18 protein-coding genes and 2 tRNA genes are annotated in these 22,680 nt (G+C 41.3%); 10 read left to right on the top strand and 10 right to left on the bottom strand.

What is annotated here, in order from left to right; all coding sequences use genetic code 11:
* Positions 1-82 precede the first annotated feature (82 nt).
* From HDE70_RS21705 to HDE70_RS21690, 4 genes are all read right to left on the bottom strand, one after another.
* Positions 83-157: transfer RNA gene (locus HDE70_RS21705), tRNA-Val, on the bottom strand.
* A 37-nt stretch (positions 158-194) separates the two neighbouring features.
* Positions 195-272 (bottom strand) — tRNA-Val (locus tag HDE70_RS21700).
* A 105-nt stretch (positions 273-377) separates the two neighbouring features.
* A complete protein-coding gene (recO, locus tag HDE70_RS21695) occupies positions 378-1,103 on the bottom strand; it encodes a DNA repair protein RecO (protein ID WP_183891809.1) in 726 nt (241 codons plus the stop codon).
* Between the two features lies 1 nt (position 1,104).
* Positions 1,105-1,452 carry a diacylglycerol kinase family protein gene (locus HDE70_RS21690; RefSeq protein WP_183891808.1) on the bottom strand — a complete coding sequence of 116 codons (348 nt, stop codon included), beginning with the start codon at positions 1,450-1,452 and terminating at the stop codon, positions 1,105-1,107.
* A gap of 194 nt (positions 1,453-1,646) precedes the next feature.
* On the opposite strand from HDE70_RS21690, the gene HDE70_RS21685 reads away from it, so the two are divergent.
* The 4 genes from HDE70_RS21685 to HDE70_RS21670 all read left to right on the top strand — a co-directional run bounded on the left by HDE70_RS21685 (position 1,647) and on the right by HDE70_RS21670 (position 6,800).
* Positions 1,647-3,059 carry a sugar MFS transporter gene (locus tag HDE70_RS21685; protein ID WP_183891807.1) on the top strand — a complete coding sequence of 471 codons (1,413 nt, stop codon included), beginning with the start codon at positions 1,647-1,649 and terminating at the stop codon, positions 3,057-3,059.
* A gap of 141 nt (positions 3,060-3,200) precedes the next feature.
* The gene (locus HDE70_RS21680; protein WP_183891806.1) at positions 3,201-4,610 is read left to right on the top strand and encodes an alkaline phosphatase; all 1,410 of its coding nucleotides are present in this window, start codon (positions 3,201-3,203) and stop codon (positions 4,608-4,610) included.
* Between the two features lie 77 nt (positions 4,611-4,687).
* A complete protein-coding gene (gene rlmF / locus HDE70_RS21675; RefSeq protein WP_183891805.1) occupies positions 4,688-5,635 on the top strand; it encodes a 23S rRNA (adenine(1618)-N(6))-methyltransferase RlmF in 948 nt (315 codons plus the stop codon).
* A 22-nt stretch (positions 5,636-5,657) separates the two neighbouring features.
* Positions 5,658-6,800, top strand: a complete 1,143-nt coding sequence (locus HDE70_RS21670; RefSeq protein WP_183866018.1) for a putative sensor domain DACNV-containing protein — start codon at positions 5,658-5,660, stop codon at positions 6,798-6,800.
* A gap of 62 nt (positions 6,801-6,862) precedes the next feature.
* On the opposite strand, the gene HDE70_RS21665 is transcribed toward HDE70_RS21670, so the two are convergent.
* Positions 6,863-7,021, bottom strand: a complete 159-nt coding sequence (locus HDE70_RS21665) for a hypothetical protein (protein ID WP_183866017.1) — start codon at positions 7,019-7,021, stop codon at positions 6,863-6,865.
* A gap of 243 nt (positions 7,022-7,264) precedes the next feature.
* Here HDE70_RS21665 and HDE70_RS21660 point away from each other — a divergent pair, with 243 nt between their 5' ends.
* The 4 genes from HDE70_RS21660 to HDE70_RS21645 all read left to right on the top strand — a co-directional run bounded on the left by HDE70_RS21660 (position 7,265) and on the right by HDE70_RS21645 (position 10,158).
* Complete coding sequence (locus HDE70_RS21660; protein ID WP_183891804.1) at positions 7,265-7,600, top strand: hypothetical protein; 336 nt, start codon at positions 7,265-7,267, stop codon at positions 7,598-7,600.
* Positions 7,601-7,733: 133 nt separating this feature from the next.
* Positions 7,734-8,069, top strand: coding sequence for a PadR family transcriptional regulator (locus HDE70_RS21655; protein ID WP_183891803.1), 336 nt, complete (start codon positions 7,734-7,736; stop codon positions 8,067-8,069).
* Positions 8,070-8,072: 3 nt separating this feature from the next.
* Positions 8,073-9,662, top strand: a complete 1,590-nt coding sequence (locus HDE70_RS21650; protein ID WP_183891802.1) for a PspC domain-containing protein — start codon at positions 8,073-8,075, stop codon at positions 9,660-9,662.
* Positions 9,663-9,729: 67 nt separating this feature from the next.
* The gene (locus HDE70_RS21645) at positions 9,730-10,158 is read left to right on the top strand and encodes a CBS domain-containing protein (RefSeq protein WP_183891801.1); all 429 of its coding nucleotides are present in this window, start codon (positions 9,730-9,732) and stop codon (positions 10,156-10,158) included.
* Positions 10,159-10,185: 27 nt separating this feature from the next.
* Here HDE70_RS21645 and HDE70_RS21640 read toward each other — a convergent pair whose 3' ends face one another.
* Entirely contained in the window at positions 10,186-12,909 is a 2,724-nt protein-coding gene (locus HDE70_RS21640) for a carboxypeptidase regulatory-like domain-containing protein (RefSeq protein ID WP_183891800.1), read from the bottom strand.
* A 348-nt stretch (positions 12,910-13,257) separates the two neighbouring features.
* A complete protein-coding gene (locus tag HDE70_RS21635; RefSeq protein WP_183891799.1) occupies positions 13,258-13,890 on the bottom strand; it encodes an NAD(P)H-dependent oxidoreductase in 633 nt (210 codons plus the stop codon).
* 272 nt (positions 13,891-14,162) lie between these two features.
* On the opposite strand from HDE70_RS21635, the gene HDE70_RS21630 reads away from it, so the two are divergent.
* Together HDE70_RS21630 and HDE70_RS21625 are read left to right on the top strand one after the other, a co-directional pair.
* A complete protein-coding gene (locus tag HDE70_RS21630) occupies positions 14,163-15,377 on the top strand; it encodes an OmpP1/FadL family transporter (protein WP_183866010.1) in 1,215 nt (404 codons plus the stop codon).
* Positions 15,378-15,397: 20 nt separating this feature from the next.
* Entirely contained in the window at positions 15,398-16,717 is a 1,320-nt protein-coding gene (locus HDE70_RS21625; protein WP_183891798.1) for an SGNH/GDSL hydrolase family protein, read from the top strand.
* 64 nt (positions 16,718-16,781) lie between these two features.
* Here HDE70_RS21625 and HDE70_RS21620 read toward each other — a convergent pair whose 3' ends face one another.
* Genes HDE70_RS21620 through HDE70_RS21610 form a run of 3 tightly spaced genes read right to left on the bottom strand, consistent with a single transcriptional unit; the run spans position 16,782 to position 22,517 of the window.
* Positions 16,782-17,696, bottom strand: coding sequence for a hypothetical protein (locus HDE70_RS21620; protein ID WP_183891797.1), 915 nt, complete (start codon positions 17,694-17,696; stop codon positions 16,782-16,784).
* Positions 17,697-17,735: 39 nt separating this feature from the next.
* Positions 17,736-19,313 carry a RagB/SusD family nutrient uptake outer membrane protein gene (locus HDE70_RS21615; protein WP_183891796.1) on the bottom strand — a complete coding sequence of 526 codons (1,578 nt, stop codon included), beginning with the start codon at positions 19,311-19,313 and terminating at the stop codon, positions 17,736-17,738.
* Positions 19,314-19,334: 21 nt separating this feature from the next.
* The gene (locus tag HDE70_RS21610) at positions 19,335-22,517 is read right to left on the bottom strand and encodes a TonB-dependent receptor (RefSeq protein WP_183891795.1); all 3,183 of its coding nucleotides are present in this window, start codon (positions 22,515-22,517) and stop codon (positions 19,335-19,337) included.
* Between the last annotated feature and the right edge of the window lie 163 nt (positions 22,518-22,680).

Raw genomic sequence — 22,680 nt, 5'->3', positions numbered from 1 at the left:
CATATAGCTTGAAATGCCTTGGAGATCCAGAATTGATAGGTAACAAAAAAGCCTTTCAGTATTACTGAAAGGCTTTTTGAAGTGGGAGATACTGGGTTCGAACCAGTGACCCCCTGCTTGTAAGGCAGGTGCTCTGAACCAGCTGAGCTAATCTCCCTTTGGTTCTTGCCATGTAACAGCCTGGCGGGCTTTTTTGGTGGGAGATACTGGGTTCGAACCAGTGACCCCCTGCTTGTAAGGCAGGTGCTCTGAACCAGCTGAGCTAATCTCCCCTTGGTTCTTCCCTCATTGTTTTCTGCTATTTGAATAACCTTCTTCGTTGTTGGGAGTGCAAATATACACCTCTAAACTAAAACTCCAAAACTTTTTTAATATTTTTAAGATAAGATCTCTTCCAATACCTGGTGAGATTTTATTTCGCCAAAAGAAGCGGTATGTAAGGTGTAGTATATCAGTATTTTATCGAGAACAAGTCTTCTTGTCGCGTTGTCTATTTTTATTTCATTTAATTTTTCAAAAGGAGTCGTGAACAAAGAAATAAATAATTCTGCCGCTGTTTTTTCTATAAAATAGGGGTGAACAGGAGGCAAAGACTTGAATTCACCTTCCTGCAAATCGAAATAACTCTGGTCACTTTTAGTCTCTGTGCTTGGTGCAAAACCTAAAAACCGGGATAACTTCAGTAAAAAAGCAAGATGGAAGTTCGCACTTGCCGCATCTGTTTCATCAAACCAGGAAACCGCATTGAAAATGTAATCAAAGATATTCTCATCCGCATGTTGCTGACGGATACTTTTATAAAGCACTTCGTTCAGGAACATCACGATCGTACTTTTGATAATATCATAAGGAATAGTCCGGAATACAGGAGAAGGCCTGAGTTCAGAAATCCGCTGAATACTGGAATTTGTTTTATGGTAAACTACCATATCGACCAGATGAAGTGCCTGTAGCATATTCATCCGGATCTTCGCCTTTGGCTTCTTTACCCCATTAACCATATAAGACTGAATGCCGAATTTAGCCGTAAATATTTGTACCACTACACTGCTTTCGCTGTATAAAGTTGTTTTTAAAACTATTCCACGGGTTTTGTGGAGCATATCAGATCAATTTTGGGATAAAAATAATAGCTGCTATAATTACAGAAATGAAAGCCGCAACAATGACAGCTCCCGCAGCCACATCCTTGACTTTTCCGGCCTGAACATTGAAATCCGGCGAAACCAGGTCAACCAATAACTCAATTGCTGTATTTAAAAGTTCGGCAACTAAAACAAGTCCTATCGCCAAAACAATCCATAGCCACTCATTGCCAGATAATTGCAAATACCACCCTGCAATTCCAACCAGTATCGTTGCTACCAGGTGAATTTGAAAGTTCATTTGCGTTTTTACCGTATAAGCGATTCCGGATAACGCATACCCAAAACTCTTGATTAATCTTCGCATAGTATCAGCTTATCATCAAACTTATAAAGAAAAACTAATATTTGACTTTAATACCCGCTTACATCGTTATTTTTACCTAATCAACACAATTTCTTATTCAAGAAACAGTTTATTTTCCTTTATTTGCTGATTCGATTTAGGAGATATTAAACAAGGCCTTTTCGCTTTAACTAATTCAGATATTTTAATCAAACATGGAAACCACTACTCCCGTTAAAAAAAATAGTTCTATTATCCCGCTTGTTACAATGACGCTCCTTTTCTTTATGTGGGGATTTATTACCTGCATGAATGATATTTTAATCCCGCACTTAAAAGTTCAGTTTAATTTAAACTTTCAACAGTCAATGCTGGTACAGTTCGCCTTTTTTGGTGCTTATTTTATCGGATCATTAATTTACTTCCTGATCTCCTACTTTAACGGAGATCCTGTTAACAAAGTCGGTTATAAAAAAGGAATTATTGCAGGAGTGCTGCTTTCTGCTGTCGGCTGCTGCTTATTTTATCCCGCCGCAACCCTTTCTATTTATGGCGTCTTTTTAGCTGCCTTATTTGTACTGGGCTTAGGGTTTACAATCTTGCAGATCACTGCAAATGCTTATGTAACTTTATTAGGGCCAGAAGAAAGTGCTTCCAGTCGTTTAAACCTGACTCAGGCCTTTAACTCATTCGGAACAACTATTGCCCCAATTCTTGGTGGCCATTTAATATTTACCCTGTTCCTGGAAAAAAATGGTACTGCATCGGCAGATTCTACCCGTATTCCTTACCTGATTTTTGCTGGTATCCTTGTCGTGCTTGCGCTGATCATCAGCCGGGTTAAATTGCCATCTTTCAGCAGCGAAGAATCTTCAGAAAGAGGCCTGGGCGCATTGAAATTCCCGCAATTAAAAATGGGGATATTTGGGATTTTCTGTTACGTAGGTGCCGAAGTAGGTATAGGAAGTTTGCTGATTGCTTTTATGGAGCAACCAGATGTAACCAACCTGACAGAAGTAGTCAGTAAAAATTACCTTGCCCTGTATTGGGGAGGAGCAATGATCGGAAGGTTCCTGGGCGCAATTTCTTTAAGTGAATTGCCACAAACCAAAAAGTTTATTTATATGGTTCTTGCCGCTGCTGCTGTCTATTTATTAGTCTTCAGTATCGTTGACCTGACCTTTGCACAAACCAGTTTCTTTATCGTCTTTATTGTATTGAATATTGTGGCTTTTGTGATCGGTAAATCTGCTCCTGCACGTACACTGGTAATCTTTGCAGCCGTGAATATCGCTTTATTACTTGTTTCTATTTTCAGCAAAGGCAACATGGCCTTATACCCTATTTTAGGAATCGGGTTATTTAACTCGATTATGTTCTCCAATATCTATACCCTGTCAATTTCGGGATTAGGAAAATACGTGAGTCAAGGGTCTTCTTTGCTGGTTATGGCGATTTTAGGAGGTGCTTTATTGCCACTGGTTCAAGGTAGTATTGCCGATTCAATGGGTATCCAAACCTCATTCATTCTACCAGCATTATGCTATTTATATATCCTGATTTTCGGATTATACTGCGCCAAACGTGGCCATGGTGCAGAAGGCGGTGTCGTCCGTACAAATCACTAATCAACTCATATTAAGCTTGAAACCGCCTGTTTTTTAGAGAAACAGGCGGTTTTTTTGTTTTTATTAACAATATGGTAATGCCAGGTTCAAGTTAAGCGCATAGGTGAAAGATACTTTTGCTGTCACTAATTGCACACACACATGAACAGAAGATCACTATTAAAAGGAGGTTTATTAGCCGGAATAGGCTTGCCTTTTTTATCACCAGCAGATTTGCTGGCCCAATCGAAACCATTTGCAAAAAAAGCGAAGAACATTATTATGCTGGTGAGCGATGGAATGAGTATCGGGACTTTAAACATGGCGGACCTTTATGCAAACCGCACCTTTGGTAAAAGCACAAACTGGATACAATTATATAAAGATTCAAAAGTTACCCGTGCCCTGATGGATACGGCCTCAGCAAGTTCACTGGTTACAGATTCTGCTGCTGCGAGCTCTTCGTGGGGCGGAGGGATGCGTGTTAAAAACGGATCTTTAAACGTGGGCCCGAAAGGAGAAATGCCACAGCCAATTTTACAGAAATTTAAACAGAGTGGTAAAAAAGTGGGCTGTGTAACTACCGTACCAATTACCCATGCTACACCCGCAGGATTCTGTGTCAATATAGACAGCCGTGACGGACAGGATGAAATCGCAGAAATGTATCTGAAACTAAAGTTCGATGTGATGCTGGGCGGTGGTGCAGAACACTTTGATGCGAAGAGAAAAGGTGGAAGTATCATTCCTCAGTTCCAGGCTCAGGGCTTTAAAGTTGCCCAAAACAGAGACGAGATGATGGGCCTTAAAAACTCAGGCCCGGTGCTCGGTATCTTTGCGCCAGATGGCTTGCCTTATGAATTAGACCGGAAAAACTCTCCGGAGCTGATGAAAAGTACACCTTCACTGGCCGAAATGATGAGCAAAGCTATTTCACTGATGAAAGATAACCCGAAAGGGTTTGCCTTGCAGGTAGAAGGTGGAAAAGTAGACTGGGCAGCACATGGTAATGATACAGGAGGTTTGATCTTTGACCAGCTGGCCTTTGATGAAGCCGTAGGCCAGGCAATTGAATTTGCAGAGAAAGATGGGGAAACACTGGTGATCATCACTACAGATCACGGTAACGCGAACCCCGGTTTATTCTATGGAGACAGTAATAAAGACTTTGACCGGATTCAGCATTTCAAACACAGTAACGAGTGGATTCTAAACCAGCTGAACAATTCATCAAGCGAGAAAAATGTTGCCGAATTAATTGAAGCAGGAACGGGTATCGGAGTTACCTCTGCCGAAGCGAAACAATTACTCGCACACTTCTCTGACATCATTCCCGGTCAGTTGTACAATGCCGCTAACCTGCCATTTAATGAACTGGCAAAGATCCAGGCAAAATATACACTGGTACAATGGGCAGGAATGAACCATACCGCAGACTATGTAGAACTGACCATGTTCGGCCCGGGAAGCGAATTATTAAAGCCGTTTATTAAAAACTATGAGCTGCATAATTTCATGTTAAACGCAGCTGCACTTTCTTCAGAATTCTTAGCGCCGGTAGTTAAATCTTAGCAGTTATTTCAGCTTTTCCGGAGTAAAATCCCCTATATGTATCAATTAACGCTTACCTTTGAGGTAAGCGTTAAATTATGTCCGTTGAAAAACTAGTACTGCATCCCCGAAATCTACACCGTTCAAGGTATGATTTTCCACAATTAATTAACAGTTGTCCGCAACTGGAGCAATTTGTCTTTATTAACCCTTATGGTGATCAATCTGTTGATTTCTCAAACCCTGAAGCGGTAAAAACTTTGAATAAAGCCTTATTGATCTATTTTTATGGATTATCAGATTGGGATATTCCTGAAAACTATTTATGTCCGCCAATTCCCGGCAGAGCAGATTATATCCATTACCTGGCAGATTTACTGGCGCTGGCTAACGGGAACGAGATCCCTAAAGGAAATTCAGTGAAAGTGCTGGATATCGGTGTCGGTGCAAACTGTGTTTATCCGATTATCGGACATCAGGAATACGGCTGGTCATTTGTTGGTTCAGATGTAGACAAGCGTGCAATCAGTTCGGCAGAGAATATTGCTGCAATTAACCCGCCGCTGGCTAAGGATTTAACTTTCAGATTGCAGAGCTCTGCTTCCAGTATATTCAAAGGGGTAGTTAAACCCGGAGAATTATTTGACCTGACTTTGTGCAACCCGCCTTTTCATGCTTCGGCAGAAGAAGCGCAGCTGGGCAGTCAGCGTAAAGTGCGTAACCTGGGCAAACAAAAAGGAAGAGAAGTTGTCCTTAATTTTGGTGGTCAGAGTTCGGAATTGTGGTGCAAAGGCGGCGAAGTAGAGTTTATCCGAAGGATGATTGAAGAAAGCGCGCAAATCGCTAAACAATGCGCCTGGTTTACTACTTTAGTGTCAAAAAGTGCACATTTATCAACTGTTTATTATGCACTGGATAAGGTTGGCGTTAAAGGCGTAAGGACTGTAGAAATGGCTCAGGGACAGAAACAAAGTCGTTTTGTAGCCTGGACTTTTTTAACAGCAGACGAGCAGTCGGAATGGAGTAAAAAGCGATGGAAAAAATAATTTAATATCTTAACTTTAAGCCATGATCTATAAACCCACTTATCAGGCAGCTCAAATTATCGCTCCTAAAGTTGAAGCCATCTTTGCGCAGCATCTGGCTGCGGCAAGGGAAAGTGGAGAGGAAGATCTTGCTCCTTTGCCCTCGGCAGAGATTGTTGAGGCGATTATTGATGCCACCTTTTGGGCGAGTATCCGTAAGGAAGAAGGTCATTCTCCAAAGATATCACTGGCTTTTCTGCCACCTGCACAAGGAGGGAGCCCATTGTTGTTTAAAAACCGTTTGCCACTTAACCCGACCATCTTAACCAAGATTGCTCCCGGTGTGGAACGCGCTGGTATTCATATCGGTGTATGGCAGGAAGATGGAGAACTTTATATCTGGGGGACAACGACCAGTATTCCTAATTTTTGTTTCGTATTAGATGTCTCTGAACCCGCACTGCTGGTGATTAAACACCGCAGGATTTATGGGTTCGGAAAATTTACCAATATAGCCGTACTCAAAGGCGACCAGATTAAGATTGTTGATGTGAACAGTGCAAGGCATCCGGATTGTCCGCCCATGTTATTGTCACTGCTGGATCTTACAGCCCCTTCTTACTGGAATGATACGGTAAATGTGCTGATTCAGCTGGCGGTATCTATGCGCTCTCATCAGCGTGGAGGAACTTTGCTGGTTGTGCCTAATGGGACTAAGAACTGGCTGCAATCGATTATCAAACCCATTCAGTATGCGATACAACCTGCATTTTGTGGATTATCTAATTTACTGAAGCAGGACCGGAAACAAGCGAGCCAGATCTTTTGGCAAACTGTGTTGAAGAGGGAAGTAGAACATCTGGCTGGTTTAACGGCTATAGATGGAGCAACTGTGATCAGTGCTGACTATGAACTTTTGGCATTTGGTGCAAAGATTGGCCGTGCAAAAGGTAAAGAGCTGATTGAAGAGTTATCATTTATAGAACCTATTGCTGGTGGTGGGGCGGTGGTGATGCACCCGGCCAAGGTAGGGGGGACACGTCACCTTTCTGCTGCACAGTTTATACAGGATCAGAATGATGCAATAGCGCTGGTAGCCTCACAGGATGGACATTTTACCATTTATTCCTGGTCACCAATACAGGAAAGAGTGATGGCACACCGGATTGATACGCTACTGTTGTAGGCATAAAAAAAGCGTTCATGTAAATGAACGCTAAAAAATTAATATATTATTTAGATTCTTATTTACGAGAATATAATTGCTCCGGCAATTACGCCAAGAAACAAAATTAACATCACTATTCTATCCAGAGTAATCCATTGTTGCCGGGTCACCGCTTTTTCTTGTTTCTCGCGCTCTGACCTGGCAAAGACTTGAGTAATCAGATTCAATTTTATTAGCATAACTGGAAGATTTAATGTTGCTTAACCTAAAACAAACCCTGCGCCAAAAAACAGAATTGTGTTAAAATGTTGATAATTATTTCTTTCTGTTGACAAGGCTTTTTTATTTTATAGCCAGGGGTTGTTTTTGTGAATGTATTGTTCATGCAACCATTTGTCTCTGTACTAATTAGCAAACATTCTCTGTCTTGAAATCTTTGGTTGGGATTTCGCCGTATATTTGAAATATCAATCTGCCCTTTTATGATCTCGCTACCGGTTATTATTTTTCTTATTGTCTTTTTAATTGGCTGTGCCATTGCCTATCCATATGTGTTTAAAGGAGCAGATCAGCCGGCTATGTCAACCTTTGATATACTCAAGCTCAACGCAATTCTTATCGTTGTAGGTACGGCTGCAACCCTATGGTATAGTGTAGGTGCAGAAATTATTGTAGCTGGTCTTTACTTCGTTGCCTGCGTGTTGATTGCTATCGCTTCCCGAAGATGGATCTGGTTAGCCGGCGGTGTAATTGGCCTGATCCCTGGTCTCATTACCTGGTGGTTTTTTATCAGTAATCTGGCTGGCGGACGCGTTTAGTCTCCCAAAACCATTCCTGAAAATTATTTACATTAAAATTATTCACCTTTAAATCAGGATGTTATACTCATTTTTGTATTTTATACAGTACTATGTATTGCATATTACTATATAAAACACATAACTTTGAATTATGATAGCAGAAAATACACAAACGCAAATGCGGAAGGGCATACTGGAATATTGTGTGCTCCTGATTATATCAAGAGGAGAAATTTATGCCTCTGATATCATCTCTGAACTAAAATCAGCTAAACTACTGGTAGTGGAGGGGACGCTTTATCCGTTATTGACCAGGTTGAAAAATAACGGGCTACTGAGTTATAACTGGGTAGAATCGACCTCAGGACCTCCCCGTAAATATTATACACTCACCCCTTTGGGCACTGCAATGCTGGCTCAACTGGATGGAACCTGGCAAGAGTTATCATTCGCTATTGCAAAATCAAAGAACCAAACTAACCCTTAAACCATGAAGAAGACACTCAACATAAATATTGGCAATTCTATCATTCACATCGAAGAAGATGCCTACGAACTGCTCACCACTTATCTGATTGAGGTTAAACAACATTTCGGAAAAAGTGTAGACGACTTTGAAATCGTTTCTGATATTGAGAACCGCATTGCAGAAATGTTTACGGAGATTCTGCATACGCAGCAGAAGCAAGTCATTGAACTGGAAGATGTGCAGGTAGTGATTGGTTTAATGGGATCTGTTAAAGATTTCGAAGAGCAGTCTGATGAAGAGCCAGCAGCAGAGTACAATAACGCCTATTCTTCCACATTTGCTGAACGTAAAATTTACAGAGATACTGAAGAGGCAATGGTTGCAGGAGTATGTTCTGGTTTGAGCCATTATCTGAATATGGATGTGAGTATTATCCGTATTGTGGCTGCTTTATCGGTAATGTTAGGGGGCTCAGGTTTGGTTGCTTATCTTGTTTTATGGGTTGCGATCCCTAAAGCTTCTACCCGGGCAGAACGTATGGCTATGAAAGGGGAGGCTGCAAACCTGCAAGGATTTAAAAGAAGTTTTGAAGAAGAGTTGTCCAGCTTAAAAGATAACCTGAAAAGCGCGAATGAGCACTTCCGCCCTTTCGTGAAACATTCCGGTAACTTTATCACAGAGTTCATCACTGTTTTAGGGACTTTTTTACAAGGCTCCGGAAAGATTATTTTTAAGTTCATTGCCATTATCCTGCTAATTATTGGTTCCATATTTTTACTGAGTGATTTTGTGGCACTGGCTTCGATTCTTGGCGTATGGTATTCAGGAGCAGCGCAGGTATTTCCTTTTAACATTGTCAACGGATCTTATCTGACTATTTTTACCGTAGCAGCTTTCTTCGCGATAGCCATTCCTTTATTGGGCATGATTTTGCTTTCAGTGCGAATTATATTTAACAGCCGTCCTATCCATCAGATGTTGGCTTACGGGTTGCTGTTAATCTGGTTATGTGCACTCTCAGTTGGCATTTTCTTTATCGCAAAAACCGGGACTGAATTTAAAGAGGAAGCAAACTTTACACAGACTTTACCGCTAAAGACTTACCCGGTTTATACGCTGGAAATTGATAAAACGATGTTTTTCAGCAAAGAAGATAGTTTACAATACCGTTTAAATTCATCTGATTTTATCGGAAAGATTATTCAGAAAGATCCTGAAAGATCTTCTGCTGCACCGAGAAATGTAACGATCAGAATAGAGAAAAGTGAAGGGAATGTACCGACACTGATCCAAAGCTACAGTTCACAGGGAAGAGATTTTGCTATGGCTTTAAGTCATGCAAAGAATATCCGTTACGATTTTGCACAGCAGGATTCCCTATTGAAATTTAGTCCGGAAGTACATTTGCAAAAAAAGGAATACTGGAGAGATCAGCGGGTTGAATTACTGATTAAACTGCCGGTAGGTACTAAACTCCGCATCAATAAAAACCTCGATCGCTATCTGAATGGCTATTCTCTTTGGGATTGTGACGAGGAAAATTTTGTAGATGACCGGTACGAAGGGGTGATGACTGAGGAAGGATTGAAGTGCCAGATGGAGAAAAAATAGGTCAATAATAAAGAGTTAGCTTCTGAATATTTTTTAGTAAATTTAATTAGCTAACTCTTAACATCTTATGAAAACCGTAAAACAACTACTCAGCACTAAATCAGCACAGATCTTTTCGGTTACGGCAGAAACATCTGTTCTGGATGCCCTGAGCGTAATGATGGAGAAAAACATCAGCGCGCTGCTTATTCTGGAAGGCACTCAGTTATCAGGAATATTTACTGAGCGGGACTACGCCAGGAAAATCGTTCTTCAGGGAAAAACTTCAGCAGATACACCTTTAAGCGAAGTTATGACCGGCAATCCGATTACAGTTGCCCCGGATGATAGTCTGGATCGTTGTATGGAGATTATGACGGATAAACACATCAGGCACTTACCAGTTCTGGCTGACCATCAGATTATTGGGATGGTTTCGATTGGCGATGTGGTTAAATTCATCATTGAGGATCAAAAGCAGACCATTTCCCAATTAGAAGGTTATATCAACAGCTAGAAATTCCAGCTGCTGATTTAACTTATACTATTTAACGGTATACCGGTATACATAACGACCAACATTACCATTGGCATCTACGCCCTCAATTACTGCTCTGTAGGTTCCTTTACCGTCTGCGTTATAAAACTCAAGTACGGTGTCACCAGTAGCATTGGTTACGATTTTAGGGTTCCAGTAAACAGTGGTCCTCAAATCGTTTCCTGTATAAGAGCTGGTTTGCGTCAGGTATTTAGGGGCATAAAACTCTCTCACTTTCGTATATCCTTTAGGGGTAAACTTAAGCATGTTGCTTTGTGGCATCATTTTCTTTAAGTCGGCAAGGCTCATATTTGACTTAGGAATCTTTTTTGTGTTTACGACCAATACGCCATTACAGTTGTAATTCTTGAAAACAAGCCCAAGCTGATCTTTTAAGAAAATTTCTATAGACTCTACATCTGCTGGCTGAACACTGCCCAGGTTGATCGCATCTACTGCATTTCCATTAATGAATACCTGTACTGGTGTGCTTTTATTACCCTGCATATAATCACGGGTAATGAAAAATCTGTCTGTATCGAAGGTAAGTCCCATGGCCATAGACTTAAGGCACGTTAAGAGGTCATTACAGCCACTTAATCTTTCTCCCTCAATCATATGATCTGGCATCAAACTTAATCCTGTTAAGGCAGTATAATCTGTATGACTTGGTTTTTTAACTGTTGCTCCGGTAATTTTGACTTCCTTAAGCGTACGCAGATTGCTGTATTGTTTTTTACTGTTATCAAGGTAAGCTGAAAGTGTACTGTCAATATTGATAACTTCAGTAGCCGGATAAGGATTGCTGGTCACCTCCGGGGATGGCGGATTATCCAGGACAATCATCATGTTACTTCCTGCTGCATTATATTTTGCATTAATCAGTAATTCTGCGCCATCTTCGAAAACCAGGTTAGGGAAGGCGAAAAGACCAGAGTTTGTAGTCAGTGTTTCTGAAGAAAGCGTTCTCCCGGGACTGGTTAAACGTAAGGCTCCTTTTCTGACCGGCATTCCAGTTCTGTCTCTCAGGATACCCGTGATACTCATTCCCTGTTCAGGAAGATAAGTGTTTGCAGGGAACCTGTTTGCCATGATTTCTTTGTAAGAGAAGCGGCGGTAACCCTGAGTCAGCATTAGAATATCAAGTTCTGCACGTTTCTTTTCATCAGTTTTTACGAAATAATAATTTGGGCGCTCTACAAAGCCCTGTAAATCTGAGGTCAGTAATAAGGAACTTAATATCGTAGTTTCTGTAGTTTCATCTACCGGAACTTTCTGCTGATCGGTTACACTGAGTGAGAAATTCCCTACTAAACGTTGTGTAGAATCTTTGGCAGAAACAGTCATTCTTACTTTTTGTCTGACTTTATAAGCAGGAAGATCTGATTTTAAAGTCAGGTTCATTGCATTTTTATGCAGTACAAAAGCTAAACGCTCACTGATTGGTTCTCCTGTTGCAGAGAAAAGTGTAAGCTGAACAATTCCCGAAGGAAATTTATCGGTTGGTATTTTTGCTGCGGTAACCTGTGTCTGTAATTTGGTTTGTGCTGCATAGTATACCTGACCAGCATTTTGTGCGATTAAATAAACACTTTTACCTTGATTTTGCTGGAAGTAGGTATCGCTGGCTACGATCTTGAAATTGATCACATCAGGATTCGCAGTATTTGCCTGTACCGAAATTCCGGATTCAACTGGTTTTGGCAGGTCAACCACTTTCTTAGAGCCATCACTGAAAGTAACAGTTGCTTTATAAGTTTTACCACCTTCTGCATTCAGGTAGAAAGCGCCCATTCCAAGGTGGCCAGAACTAAAAGCAGTAATCTGGTTCCCATCACTGTCTGCAATAGTTCCTTTGACTTCTATCCCCATTCCGTCTTGTTTAATGGCTTTAAAAGCGATTTGTGTCGGGATACCTTTCACAAGTTCCCCGCCTTCAGGGAAAAATTGGATATCTGTACTTGTTGCTTTTGGTTTAAGTACAAAAGAAGAGTTCAGCACTTCCTGGTTGCCCATGTTGAGCTCAGTAGTCAGATCGCCTTTAGTGATGAATTCATTCTTTTTAGGAGTAATACTTATTTTTAAAATACCGTTCTGGTCTGTGACTCCTCTGCCTTTACTCACCACCTCATAATTTGACATGACGCTCCAGTTGACTGGTTTATTGGCAAGGATAGCCTTGTCGAGATTCTTAAACTGAATCTGCGCATTGATGACCTGGCTTTTATCGGTTTGTACGTTATTGTAGGTTAAATGGGTAATCAATTTCTTGTCTATGGCTTCTCCGATCGGAATAGTCTTGGTGAAGAAATAATCCGGACTGGAGTTGAACATCCAGACGGTATAAGCTCTCACATAATAATTGCCTTGTTTAAAGTTCACCATGTCAAGCTCCAGACTTCCGTAAGCTACGCTGTTGGTGACTGGTAATTTGAGTGATTTGACCAGTGAATCCTGGCTGTTGATCACATCTACATAAACTACTTTACTCAATGGCGAAGGAATATTCTGTTCAAAAGTAAGATAGGCTTTGAAGAACATGGTATCTGCAACGCTGTAGTATGGTTTATCAAAGTGGAGATAGACTTTTTCTACAGGGTGCTGTTCTGCAATGATCTTTGATTTATTAAGAATATTGCTGAGCATAACGGTATCCTGTTGTGCTGATGCCTGGAATCCCAGTGTGAAGCAAAGTATAAATAATGCAAATGATATTTTAAAGTAGTTCATGAATAGCGGGTGATACAAGATTAATCTCGCTAATATATTGAATTATGCAGGAGCTTCCATAACCTTCAGGAACCTTTAACATATTTTGACATTTCCTCAGGGATAACTTGTGGGACAGGTAGTGGCCTGAGCAGGTTATCTATGAATCCACTTCAAGTACAACCTGGCTTCATAGTGAGTCCACCTATTTACGGGAAAAGGTGGACTCAATGTGGACTCACAGAGAAGTCAACCCTTACACTGACTTAAGTTATTATACCAGGAAACCAGTTTTTTATGCCAAAAAAAAGGAGCCTGGTTTCCCGGGCCCCTTTTTCATTGACTGCTTAAATTTAAACAGGTATTATTTTAGTTATATTCGATAACGAATTCATTTTTTGGTGTACGCACTTTTTTCAGGTTCACTAACCAGTCTTCGCTTTCGCTTCTGTAACCTAATGGTAACAACGTAACGCTGCGAAGGCCTCTTTGTCTTAAACCTAACAATTCGTCAAGTTCTGCTGGGTTAAATCCTTCCATTGGCGTTGCATCTACTTTTAACAAAGCAGCTTCTGCAAGTGCTACACCAAAACCAATATATGCCTGTCTTGCGGCATGGTTAAAGTTCACTTCTTCAGTTCTTGTGGTATAGTTTGAACTTAACTGAATTTCATAGTCTGAAGGTGTTTCATCAGGAAGACCACGTTCTGCATTATTACGGGCAAAAGAAGCTCTGATGTTTTGTTCCGTATAGTTTTCCCATGCTGCAAAAATAAGCAGGTGTGAAGAATCAACGATTTGAGATTGTCCAAAAGCAATAGTCTGGATTTTTGCCTTCAATTCCTGGTTTGTCACTACAATTACTTTAAATGGCTGAAGGCCAGATGAAGTTGGTGCAAGACGTGCAGCTTCAATAATTTGGTCAACCTCAGCTTGTGGGACCTTTTCTCCGTTCATTTTTTTTGTTGCGTACCGCCATTTAAGCGCATCTATTAAGCTCATAATTTTTTACTTTTAATTGTATATGTTTGTTCTAACATCTAATTAATAACAGTGTTAACAAATGTAAGCATGTTATTTAGGTTTGATCAAAACCTCCGTTGATTTTACTTTTGTGTGATATTGAATTAAATGAACGAAAAGAAATCTCCCTTAAGATTTGGATAAGTTTTGTTTTTTTAGTAAAATCGTTAATTGTTATGCTTGCATAAAATAAATGAGCAATCCGAATTTTTACATCAACAAGCAAAACGTCAATTTAATACCAACCAAATATGAAAAAGATTTTACTAAGTTTTTTACTGGCGGTGCCTATTCTGGGCTACTCGCAATCCTATCAGGTTAACCTTCAGGGACAAAAGCAGACCGCAATGGGCGGTGCAGGTACAGGAGTTGCTTTAGATGAAGCGGCTGTTTTTTTTAACCCTGGTGCAGTGTCTTTCCTTAAAAAGAATGGTGTACAGGCTGGTGGAAGTGCAATTTTCCTGAAAGCAGCTTTTAGAGAGAATGGCTCGAACATTACAGAATATACAAAAGAAAAATTAACAGTAGACCCATCGGTTTATGCGGTGTTCGGTAATCCGAATAACAGACTCCGTTTTGGACTGGGTGTTTATGTACCGTTTGGTGGTGCTGTACACTGGGACCCAAACTGGACTGGTAAATATACAGTGACTTCATTAGACCTTCAGGCTATTTACGTACAGCCTACTTTGAGTTACAAGATCACTGATCATATTGGTATCGGTGCTGGTTTTGTTTATACCAATGGAAAAGTTGATTTAAAAAGAGGTGTGCCACTTACTTTAAACGACGGTACTTCGGGTACTGCCCAGCTTAAAGGTCATTCCAATGATTTCGGCTGGAATGCAGGTATCTATGTAGAGACTGTGTCTGGCGTAACCATCGGGGTAACGCACCGTTCACAAGTAACTGCACAGGTAAAAGACGGAGATGCTATATTCAGGGTTCCACAAGCATTACAAGACGGGTTTCCTACTAAATTCAATGCGAGCCTGCCTTTACCAGCAACATCTTCTATTGGTTTAGGATTTTATCCATCTTCAAAAACAATTATTGCTGTGGATGCAAACTGGGTTCACTGGAGTAAATACAAAGTACTGGCCTTTGATTATAACAACAATTCAAGAATTCCAAACACGAGTTCTCCAAGAAATTACCATGATGGAGGTGCTTTACGTGTAGGTATTCAGAATATGGCTACCGAGCGTTTAGCTTTAAGATTAGGTGCGGCGTATGCATTTACACCTGTTGGAAAAGGATATGTAACACCAGAGGTTCCGGATGCTAACCGTATTCTGCTAAGTGCAGGTTTAGGTTACAAGGCATCTGAGCGTTTCAGTATTGATTTATCTTTCTTGTATGAAAATGTTAAATCAAGAAATGAAACGAATATAGAGACCAATTTAAGCGGGGATTTCAAAACCGTTGCTTATATCCCTGGCATTGCTTTATCTTATAAATGGTAATCACCTTTCAGCAAAACATTATGAACTCGAAATTTATATTCAAAAGTATTCTTGCAGTAGCTGTTGTTACAGCTGCATCCTGCAAGCCAGAATTAAAAACAATAACCCCCAGTAAAGGGAGTGCAGATTTTACAAGATATATTGCAGTCGGAAACTCTTTAACTTCGGGTTTCGCCGATGGCGGATTATACCTGGAAGGTCAGCAGAATGCATTTCCATTGATGATTGGTACGCAGATGCAAACCGTTGGTGGTGGTACTTTCAGCATGCCTTTTTTCAATGCAAACCAGGCTGATGGGTCAGGTTATAAAAAATTATCAAGCTTTACAGCTACCGGAGATCCGGTGATTACGGATGTACCTGCGCAGGCAGTGATCGGTTCGGCAAATGTTCCGGGTTTCGGAACAGTTCCTCTTTTTACAAAATATGCGGGTGATCTGAACAATTACGGTGTACCGGGAATCAGGTTAAACAATATTACGCTGACTTATTACGGAAATCTAAATCCTTATTTCGAGCGTTTGTTGCCAAATACTTCACCAGCGAATACAACGTCATATCTTAGTTTTGTGAATGCTAAGCCTTTTACTTTCTTTAGTATGTGGCTTGGTAACAATGACGTGTTGGGTTATGCAACTGGCGGGGCTGCTGTTGCAGCAGATTTTCCTACTGATAAAGCGTTGTTTACGCAATTGTATAATCTTGCTGCAAGCACAATGATTAAAGGTGGAGCTGGTGGTACTGGTGCGAAAGGTGTAGTCGCTACTATTCCTGATGTTTTAAGCACACCTTATTTCACTACAGTTACTTTAAAAGCATTGTTAACAGCTGTTCAGGCTTCTGCGCCTACTGTTCAGGCCATCTTTATTCAGCCTGGTACAGGAGCTCCGAGACCTGCTACGGCAGAAGATTATTTCCTGCTTCCTTTAAAAGCTGCAAATGTGATTGGAAAGCCTAATGCGGCTGGTTTGCCATATGGTTTACATCCTGGAAATCCGGTTGAAAGTAAATATGTACTGGATAAAGCAGAAGCTGCTGTGGTTGCTGATTATACAAATTCTTATAATGCAACGATCAAAAGTGTGGCAGCGGCAAATGGCCTTGCTTTAGTAGACGCCAATGCTTTGCTTAAAGTTTACGGGGCTGGTAAGGTAGTGAACGGTGCGGCAGTTAGTGCAGCATATATTACTGGAAATCTTTTCTCTTTAGATGGGATCCACCTTACTCCATTTGGTTATGCGATTGTAGCGAATGAGTTTATTAAATCTATCAATTCACAGTATGGCTCTAGTATCCCAACTGTAGATGTGACTAAATACAGAGGGGTTAAATTTCCTTAATTCCCTGGCAAAAACCTGTAAAAAAAAGCGGCCCTCCCAATTGGGAAGGCCGCTTTTTTGTTAATTATAAATCTCCTATTTTCTTGTTGTCTCCAAACTCACTGGCTGCACAGCCGTTTGTTCCGAAGGTATCATTGCCAATGCAGGCATTGTAGTTCCAGTAGTTGCGGTCTCTGTAAAGCGGTCCTGAACCAATTCCCCAATCTCCATTGAAACTGAACTCATCTTTGTCACAACCCATTCTCACGAGATTGTTTGCGGTCAGGACTTCGTCCTTAGTGCCACTAGGATTTCTGTAATCACCGTAGTAAGAACATTCAAATCCTATAATAGTCTTGTCTCTGGAATCATGGTACATACCGTGAGCTAATTTCCCTACGTAAGCTTCTACTCTTTTTCCTTCGGCCAGATTTCTGCCGTTCCTGGTAAACCATCCTGCATGCTGGAAGTAGGTAGTGGTGATTACGCGCTTGGTTTGTTTATCCACTTGAAGAACCATATGTTCCAGGTCATAATCGTGACCGCCTACATTTCCAATACATGGCCTTTGACGTTTGTATGCCCACCAGTATTCAATGAAAGTCCGGTTCGGATCAGAAGGGTGTGCTTGTACATCATAATAGGTTGGAAAATTCATACTTCTGGATTCCGGGTCTTTTTGAAAGACTAATTTCCCGCCGCATACGATGCTGGATGGTAATGTGTTTGCCCAGACATCCTCTACAGAGGTAGGATATTCGGGGGCTGCCCGGTCAAATTTAAGCAACGGAGCAAATTTTTTGGCCCAGCCGTCGGCCTCTACAGTATTTACCCTGGTAGGGCTTTCCTGGCAGCTGGCACAGAAGGAGGCCTGAGCTGCATTGACCCCGGTTTTCGAGGTTTTAGTTCCATTGCTGCCTGTTTCTGCCTGGTCAGACTTTTTACATTGCACCAGCAGGGTGACTAACATGACTAACAGAATTGAATAACTTTTTTTCATGGTTTTAGGTTTTATTTAAGGTAAGAAATTATACTGGAGTTAATAACCTGTATTTTGTTTTAAGTTTGGGTTAAGAATACGTTCTGAAGATGGAACAGGAAATATTCTTTTATAACTATTCTGATCTGTTTTATAGCCCCAGCTCCCTTCAAACTTGCCAAAGCGGATCAGGTCGTTTCTTCTCCAGGCTTCCCAATTCATTTCGCGCGCACGCTCTCTTAAGAGTTCATCCAGGGAGATTGTATTGAAATTCTCTGCTTTTCTTATCGTTCTAAGGTCATTGACAAGACTTAAAGCTGTTTGTCCGTTAGTTGGCGCAGCTCCTCTTAAGATGGCCTCAGCTTTCATTAACAAAATATCAGCATATCTGAATACAGGAACATCATTGCTTCCGTTATTAGTGGCCGCAGCGGCATCAGGTGCATATTTGTTATTGCGTATCCCTTTGGCACTGCCTAATACATCACTTCCGACATCAAAATTCTGAACATTGGTCAGGGTAACCTGTGGTGAAAATTCCAGCTGCCATTGAATTTGTGTCGCGCCGTCATCACCAGTATAACTCGCATCAAGCCCTTTTTTCGTCGTGCTGATTGTAATTGGTTTACCTGAATTATCAAATTGTTTACCGGTTAGCCAGACATTGTTCCTGACATCGGTTTTACTGTCAAAGTTGGCATAAAATTCAGGCAGTGTACTTGTTGGGCCGCTGATTCTCCAGGGCAGGCCATATTTGGCAGACAGGGCATAGTGCAGGTTATACCAGGTAAAGCGTTGTCCCTGGGCCTGAACATTATCATAAGGAACGGCGAAGATGAATTCGGTTGTTCCAGGGCCATTGTCAGCTTTGAATATACCTGCGTAATCAGCAGCCAGCGAGAATTTACCCGATTTGATCAGCAGATCGCACATTGCAACTGCATCGTTGTTCCGCTCTGTACCTGTATAGACTTCCGCGTTAAGATACAGCTTAGCTAAAAGTGCATAGGCAGCAAACTTGGTAGGACGGCCATAGGTGGATTTATCTGTAACCTCGCTTAAACGGGGAAGGGCTTCTTTAACTTCTTTCTCTATAAAGGCGAACACATCTTTACGGCTTTGTGTTTGTGGTAAATTTGGATCTCCGAATTTTGTGGTCAATGGGATATTGCCATATAAATCCATCATCAGGTAAAAGGAAAGGGCTCTTAAGGTCTTGATTTCTGCTGCAATATTTAATTTCGATTCGCTGTCAGGAGCTTGCTCAAATAAGGAAAGGATCTGATTACAGCTGCTGATCGTACTGAAACCCCAGCTCCATACGCCCGCAATTTGTGGGTTGTCGGGAGTCCAGGTATGGTAGTGGAGTTGCTGGTAACGGCCTCCGTCAAACCAGTTACTTCCACGGGTAGGCAGGATCGCTTCATCAGAACTCAGACTTTGCAGCTGCCAGTAAGTAGTGGCAAACTGGTCTCTGAATTTAGCATAGGCGCTTCCGGAAGCGAGCAGGAATTGTGCTTCGTTTTTGGGAAAGTTATCAGGAGTAAGTTCATTTTCAACAGGGACTTCAACTTTAGTACAGGCTGAAGACAGGATTGTAACGGTCAATACCGTTAGCATAGCTTTGATTAATTTCATCGGGATTATTATTTAGCCAGATTAAAAGGAAAGATTTGCGCCAAAAAGGAAAGACCGGGTGCGTGGATAATAATTTTTATTATCTATGCCAGGTGTCAGGCCGCCCATTCCAATTTCCGGGTCAATACCACTGTAGCCTGTAATGACTGCAATGTTATTTCCGGTCACATAAAACCGGAGTGACTGGATGCCTTTCAGCTTTGGCAGCGTATAACCCAGCGTCAGGTTATCAACACGCAGGTAAGAGGCATTTTCTATATACCTGTCCGAATAGCGGTAGGCATAGGCATTTGCCGGGCTTTCATTTGCGGAATAAACAGGCAGGTTATACGTTTTACCATCTGCCGGGCGGTTCAGATCGGCTAGGGTAGCGTTAAATACTTTGCCTCCTAACGAGCTTCTTAAAAAGATATTTAAGTCGAACTGTTTGTAGGTGAAAGTATTGCTCCAGCCCAGTAATAATTTTGGCTGTGCATTTCCTGCATAGTAGTAATCGGTATATTCTTTTGGAGCGGTTGTCAGACCTCCGTTTTTATCGTAGTATTGAGATATGCCTTTGTCGTCTTTTCCAGCATATTTAAAGGTAAAAAACTGACCTACCGGATAGCCTGGTTTCAGGATCTGAACTGTCGTACCCGACTGGCCTTGTCCGCCAGGATAGGCTTGAGGAATAGAGTCCAGTTTAAAGGTATTGTTTGATAATGATAATAGTTTGTTCGCATTGTGCGCCATGTTAAATGAACTTTGCCATTTAAAGTGATCTTTCTGAATGATCTTTGCATCAATGGTTAATTCTACTCCTTTATTACTGATCGAACCTACGTTTGCTGTGTAAAGGTTGCTGAAGTATTGAATAGAAGAAACCGGGTAATCCCAGATCAGGTCATTGGTCTTTTTATCATAATATTCGGCGGTTATACTTACTCTTCCTTTGGCGATAACTGCATCTATGCCGGCATTATACATGGCTGTCTTTTCCCACTTTAAATCGGGGTTGGCATTTTGATTGGCCCCAATAGAGTTGATGAAATTTCCATTGTAATAAAAGGTGCCGGAAGTTCCGTAACGGACTTTTGAAATTAACGGATTAAATCCTAATGAGTTTCCTGTAACACCGTAACCTGCTCTGAATTTCAGGTCTTGAAAAATCCGCTGATCTTTCATGAAGGATTCTTCTGAAATTCTCCAGGCTACAGAGGCAGCAGGAAATGTTCCCCACCGGTTATTGTTTCCAAATGCGGAGGAGGCATCTCTTCTGACAGAGAATTGAGCGATATATTTGCCTGCATAGCTATAGTTCAGGCGGCCGTAAAAAGAAATCAGTCTTAGTTTCTGATAAATATTATCTCCCCAGTCTGTTTTGAAATTACCGATCGGGCTGCCCAGACCAATATTGCTATAACCTAGCTGGTCTGTCGGAAAGTTTCTGTTGTTAGCCTGAAATCCATCGTTGTTCACGTCTTCCTGGATACTGTAACCGGCAAGTATATTCAGCGCGTGTTTGTTGAATTGTTTGTCGAAGGTTAAAAATGTTTCTCCTGTTTTACGTGTGCTTTCATAGGCAGAGCGATAGGCTTCTCCGTTAAGTCCTTGTTTTAAGGTGTAAGTACTGTTGTAGTAAGTTCCACGATTGTTCAATTCTTTTTGTGTACTTAAGCTTACATCGTATTTAAATCCATATGGGAGTTTTACGGATGCAGTAAAATTGAGCAGGGTAATGGTTGTTTTTAGTTTATCCGTTGCATTTTCAAGCAGGGAAACCGGGTTGTAGTATTGTACACGTTGCAGGTTTTCGGAGAATTTGCCATCCTGCATCACTGGTACGGTCGGTAAAAAACGAAGGGCATTGTAAAGAACAAGGTCTTGATTAGGGATCAGGTTTGAGTTGCTGTTAGAGTTACTCAGGTTTAGGCCTAATTTTAAATGATCGCCTAAAACACTTTGAGATAAGTTAAGGCGGCCGATCAACCGGTCGAGTGCGCTTCCTTTTAAAATCCCTTTGTCATTGAAATAATTTAAGCCGGCACTGTATTGTGTTTTGTTATAACCGCCGCTTAAAGAGATGTTATGGTTTTGCAAAATTCCGCTTCTGGTAATCTCTTTTTGCCAGTCTGTATTTGCGCCTTTAGCATCTAATGGGTCAAGACTGATTTTATTCTGATCCAGGTAAGTGGTCAGTTCTTGTGCATTCATCATTTTAACAGTTTTGGAGATATTGTCTACTCCTGCATATCCGCTGTAGTTGACAATTGGAGGACCTGATTTTCCACTTTTAGTGGTGATCATAATGACGCCGTTTGATGCTCTGGTTCCATAGATCGCAGTGGCTGAAGCATCTTTCAATACACTGATGTCTTCAATGTCATCTGGAGAGACTAACCTGAAGTCTGCTCCGGGAACGCCGTTGATAACATAAAAGGGTTCCTGAGCTGCGCCGACACGTAATGTGGAAGGGCCACGTAAGCTCATGGTAGGGGTTGCATTAGGGTCACCGGAACGGGTAATGTTCAGGCCTGCTACTTTTCCCTGTAGTAGTTGTGCGGGGTTACTCAGGCCTCCTTTGTTAAAGTCTTCCTGGGTTACTTTGGTAACTGATGTACTGAGTACTTTACGGGATTGTGTGCCATAACCGACTACGACAACTTCGTTTAATTCTTCTTGATTGACTGCCAGGGCTACATTGATTTGTGGCTGGTCTGCTGTTATTTCATAGGGTTTGTAGCCGATGTAGTTGAAAATAAGAAGATCTTGTGCTTCAGTAGTGATGGTGTATTTGCCATCGTTGTCTGTGATGGTTTTGCGTGGTTTGTTTTTTACGCTGACAGAGACTCCGGGAATAGTTTCTCCTGTGGTGGCATCTGTTACTTTGCCACTGACAGTAATTTGCTTTTTTGCAGTTTTAACGAAAATGGTTTTGTCATCGATTTCGAAAGTGAGCCCGGTTTGCTGTCCTATTTTACGCAATATGTTTTCCAGGGGCTGGTTTTTTTCTGCCATTGTAATAGGCAGGTTTAAGGTTTTATCGGATGCACTGTGTAAAAAATGGTAGCCTGTTTGTTTCTCAATCAGGGCTATAACTTCTTTTAGTGGTTTTCCGGAAACGTTAATGGTGCATAAGGGATCTGTTGTATGTGCTTGAATGGTGTGCATGGACAACAAAAAGAGACATAAAAAGCAGGTCAGGTATGGTTTGATTCTTTTCATTAATGGGTTTGTTTTGACATGAAATGGCCAGTGCAGATCCCGGGGTTTGGGATTGCCGTAAGGTTTTCATACTTTTGATTATTGAATAATTTAATTAAGTTCTTCGCAGGAACTGATTAAAAGAGCCTTGCGTCCCGATCTTATCGGTATGCAGGGCTTTTGT

This window comes from Pedobacter cryoconitis, from assembly GCF_014200595.1.
In the GTDB taxonomy this organism is placed as follows: domain Bacteria; phylum Bacteroidota; class Bacteroidia; order Sphingobacteriales; family Sphingobacteriaceae; genus Pedobacter; species Pedobacter cryoconitis_C.
The sequence above is the reverse complement of the archived record's forward strand: the minus strand, read 5'-3'. Positions and strand labels throughout refer to the sequence as shown.

Coding starts and splice junctions, on each gene's coding strand:
- recO (WP_183891809.1), bottom strand. CDS start 1,103: ATGCTCCACAAAACCCGTGGAATAGTTTTAAAAACAACTTTATACAGC.
- HDE70_RS21690 (WP_183891808.1), bottom strand. CDS start 1,452: ATGCGAAGATTAATCAAGAGTTTTGGGTATGCGTTATCCGGAATCGCT.
- HDE70_RS21685 (WP_183891807.1), top strand. CDS start 1,647: ATGGAAACCACTACTCCCGTTAAAAAAAATAGTTCTATTATCCCGCTT.
- HDE70_RS21680 (WP_183891806.1), top strand. CDS start 3,201: ATGAACAGAAGATCACTATTAAAAGGAGGTTTATTAGCCGGAATAGGC.
- rlmF (WP_183891805.1), top strand. CDS start 4,688: ATGTCCGTTGAAAAACTAGTACTGCATCCCCGAAATCTACACCGTTCA.
- HDE70_RS21670 (WP_183866018.1), top strand. CDS start 5,658: ATGATCTATAAACCCACTTATCAGGCAGCTCAAATTATCGCTCCTAAA.
- HDE70_RS21665 (WP_183866017.1), bottom strand. CDS start 7,021: ATGCTAATAAAATTGAATCTGATTACTCAAGTCTTTGCCAGGTCAGAG.
- HDE70_RS21660 (WP_183891804.1), top strand. CDS start 7,265: ATGATCTCGCTACCGGTTATTATTTTTCTTATTGTCTTTTTAATTGGC.
- HDE70_RS21655 (WP_183891803.1), top strand. CDS start 7,734: ATGATAGCAGAAAATACACAAACGCAAATGCGGAAGGGCATACTGGAA.
- HDE70_RS21650 (WP_183891802.1), top strand. CDS start 8,073: ATGAAGAAGACACTCAACATAAATATTGGCAATTCTATCATTCACATC.
- HDE70_RS21645 (WP_183891801.1), top strand. CDS start 9,730: ATGAAAACCGTAAAACAACTACTCAGCACTAAATCAGCACAGATCTTT.
- HDE70_RS21640 (WP_183891800.1), bottom strand. CDS start 12,909: ATGAACTACTTTAAAATATCATTTGCATTATTTATACTTTGCTTCACA.
- HDE70_RS21635 (WP_183891799.1), bottom strand. CDS start 13,890: ATGAGCTTAATAGATGCGCTTAAATGGCGGTACGCAACAAAAAAAATG.
- HDE70_RS21630 (WP_183866010.1), top strand. CDS start 14,163: ATGAAAAAGATTTTACTAAGTTTTTTACTGGCGGTGCCTATTCTGGGC.
- HDE70_RS21625 (WP_183891798.1), top strand. CDS start 15,398: ATGAACTCGAAATTTATATTCAAAAGTATTCTTGCAGTAGCTGTTGTT.
- HDE70_RS21620 (WP_183891797.1), bottom strand. CDS start 17,696: ATGAAAAAAAGTTATTCAATTCTGTTAGTCATGTTAGTCACCCTGCTG.
- HDE70_RS21615 (WP_183891796.1), bottom strand. CDS start 19,313: ATGAAATTAATCAAAGCTATGCTAACGGTATTGACCGTTACAATCCTG.
- HDE70_RS21610 (WP_183891795.1), bottom strand. CDS start 22,517: ATGAAAAGAATCAAACCATACCTGACCTGCTTTTTATGTCTCTTTTTG.